This window comes from Microbacterium sp. 13-71-7 (genome assembly GCF_002257455.1).
Classification (GTDB): Bacteria; Actinomycetota; Actinomycetes; order Actinomycetales; family Microbacteriaceae; genus Microbacterium.
Genome location: NZ_NCKN01000379.1, coordinates 1 through 2,255 on the forward strand (window position 1 = coordinate 1; position 2,255 = coordinate 2,255).

Below are 2,255 nucleotides of genomic sequence, written 5' to 3' on the forward strand. Positions count from 1 at the left end.
GTCGACGATCTCCGCGCCGTGGGCCGGATCGCGGAGCTCACGTTCGTCGAGGCCGAGGAGCTCGCCGTCACCGCGATCGAGCTGGCGCCGGCCGTGGAGGCATGATGCAGCTCGGGACGCGCTGGGCCGCCGGATCCGAGCCACCCGCATCGGTTCCCGCGGCCCTGCGCCCCGGCATCGCCGACGCCGAGGCCAGGAGCGTGGCCGGCGGCACGCTGAGCCTGCAGACCGGAGCCCTGAACCTGCTGCGCGGCACGTGGACGCTCACCTGGCTGGAGGGCCGGCCGATCGCCGAGCTCGACACCGGCTGGGAGGTCTCGCGCACCGCCTCGGGCGACGTCGTGGTCCGTCCGTTCGAGGACTGATCGGCTCCGCCGCCCTCACGGGGCGCACCGCGCGGCGACCTCAGCGCGACCGCGATCCGATCATCTGCATCGCCTGCTCGAGGACGAACGGATCCATGCTCTTGCGCGCCTGCTGCTCGCGCAGCATGTCGATCGCGAGCGCGCGCCGCTCCGCGCGGCGCTCCATGCGCCGGCGGACGTACCCGGTGATCGCATCGGCGATGCGGAGCCCCGCGCGCTCGGCGAACGTGAGGGCGGCGATGTGCAGCGTGGCGGCGGTCATGACAGCTCCTCGGTCTCGGTGGTGTCGGAATATGCGCCGCGCGGGCGCGCATCGGGAAGGTCGAACAAGTCTGTGCGGATCGTGACGCGGCGCACGCCCGGGCCGGTCTGGTCCCGGTAGCGCAAGACGGCCGCCTCGACGAGCTCGTCGATCTGCTGCGCGAGCTCCTTCAGCTGCGGGGCGGTCATGTCGACCATCGTCGTCATGTGGTGCGCGGCCTCGCGCCACTCCTGCGGCACTTCGGACTGCGGGCGGTGCAGGTGGTCCATGAGGCGCTGGTGCTGGTTGCGGAAGAACTCGTCCTCCACGATCTGGGCGGCCGCACGGCTCGACGGCGTCATCGCCTCGTTCGGTCCGGCGAACGACATCCGTCCGCGAGGGCGCTCCCACCAGCGCTCGCGCGCCGTGCCGCGCCCGGCGACCTCCTGGATGAGGTCACGCGCGGCGAGAGCGCGCAGGTGATAGCTGGTGACGCCGGAGCTCTCCCCGATCAGCACCGCGAGCGAGCTCGCCGTCTGCGGGCCGCGCTCGGCGAGCAGATCCAGGATCCGCACCCGCAGCGGGTGCGCGAGCGCCTTCAACGCGCCCGCGTCGAGCGTGCGCAGCTCGGGCCTCGCGTCCGTTCCGGGGGCTTCGTTCTCCGTCATGCATGCAAAGATACCTTTGCAAGTGTGTCTTTGCAAGTACTTCTTTGCAAGACTCTTCGCCGACGCCCCCTCTGCGCACCGACGCCCCCTCGCAGGAGCGGCGCTCAGAGGGGGCGCCGGTGCTGCGAGGGGGCGTCGCGAGACCTCAGCGGGAGATCACGTGCTCCATCCAGGACAGGATCGTCTCCACGGCGACAGGGTCCAGCGCGGTCCCGTCCTCGTTGTAGTTCGTCCCCGGGACGATCTCGGTGCGCGGACGGGGCTCGTGCTTGAGAACGTGGTTCGCGTCCGCCGGGAACGCGAACGTCACGAGCGGATTGCCCGCGGCCGCCGCCTGCAGCGGCTCCCCGTCGGCCGCGGCGTCGATCTGCAGGTCCTTCTCGCCGATGAGCACGAGCGTGGGGACGCCGACGGCCCCGATGCCGTCCGCGGCGCTCTCGTTCCACAGCTCCCGCGCGAACGGGAGGTTCACCGGGCTGTCGAAGCTGCGCAGGACGTCGGCCACGGCGTCGGGGATGGATCCGTCCGGATCCATCGATCCGCCCGCCGAGAAGCGCGCCGTCGCCTCCCGCACGCGGACGAGGATCTCTTCTCCCCCCGGTACTGCCGAGAGCTGCCCGCTCAGCTGCATGTCCAGCACCGCGCCGACGCTGCGTCCCGGAGGCGCGGCCAGGACCAGCCCGCGGAGCGGCACCGTCGCGTCCCCCGCGGCCTGGGCGAGGCCGTAGTGCAGCACGTGCACGCAGCCCTCGCTGTTGCCGAGGCCGATCACCCTGCTCCGATCCACGCGGGGATCGGCGACGAGCACGTCGAGCGCGGCGGCGAGCTCGGCGAGGTGCGACGCCATGCTGAACGTACCCGCGAGGCGCGGCAGGTTTTCGACGACGTGCGGGCCCGACGCCCGCTTGTCGTAGCGCACGGAGGCGAATCCGCGCTCGGCGAAGGACTCGGCGAGCAGCCGGCCGGATCCGTTCGTCCCCG

Annotated in this window: 4 protein-coding genes; 1 reads left to right on the forward strand and 3 read right to left on the reverse strand. The window is 72.2% G+C overall.

Annotated elements, in window-relative coordinates; all coding sequences use genetic code 11:
• Positions 1 to 101: 101 nt before the first annotated feature.
• Positions 102 to 365 carry a hypothetical protein gene (locus tag B7X32_RS20475; RefSeq protein WP_366247018.1) on the forward strand — a complete coding sequence of 88 codons (264 nt, stop codon included), beginning with the start codon at positions 102 to 104 and terminating at the stop codon, positions 363 to 365.
• 40 nt (positions 366 to 405) lie between these two features.
• On the opposite strand, the gene B7X32_RS20480 is transcribed toward B7X32_RS20475, so the two are convergent.
• The 3 genes from B7X32_RS20480 to B7X32_RS20490 all read right to left on the reverse strand — a co-directional run.
• The gene (locus B7X32_RS20480) at positions 406 to 627 is read right to left on the reverse strand and encodes a hypothetical protein (RefSeq protein ID WP_292723982.1); all 222 of its coding nucleotides are present in this window, start codon (positions 625 to 627) and stop codon (positions 406 to 408) included.
• Positions 624 to 1,274: a helix-turn-helix domain-containing protein gene (locus B7X32_RS20485; RefSeq protein ID WP_292723984.1), complete on the reverse strand. Its 651-nt coding sequence runs from the start codon at positions 1,272 to 1,274 to the stop codon at positions 624 to 626. The genes B7X32_RS20480 and B7X32_RS20485 overlap by 4 nt, the downstream gene beginning before the upstream one ends.
• A 145-nt stretch (positions 1,275 to 1,419) precedes the next feature.
• Positions 1,420 to 2,255, reverse strand: an 836-nt coding sequence (locus tag B7X32_RS20490; RefSeq protein ID WP_292723986.1) for an alpha/beta fold hydrolase, incomplete at its 5' end; no start/stop codon positions are given.

What these genes read in the sequence shown, in the direction of transcription:
- B7X32_RS20485 (WP_292723984.1), bottom strand. Translation starts at nt 1,274, where the DNA reads ATGACGGAGAACGAAGCCCCCGGAACGGACGCGAGGCCCGAGCTGCGC.
- B7X32_RS20480 (WP_292723982.1), bottom strand. Translation starts at nt 627, where the DNA reads ATGACCGCCGCCACGCTGCACATCGCCGCCCTCACGTTCGCCGAGCGC.
- B7X32_RS20475 (WP_366247018.1), top strand. Translation starts at nt 102, where the DNA reads ATGATGCAGCTCGGGACGCGCTGGGCCGCCGGATCCGAGCCACCCGCA.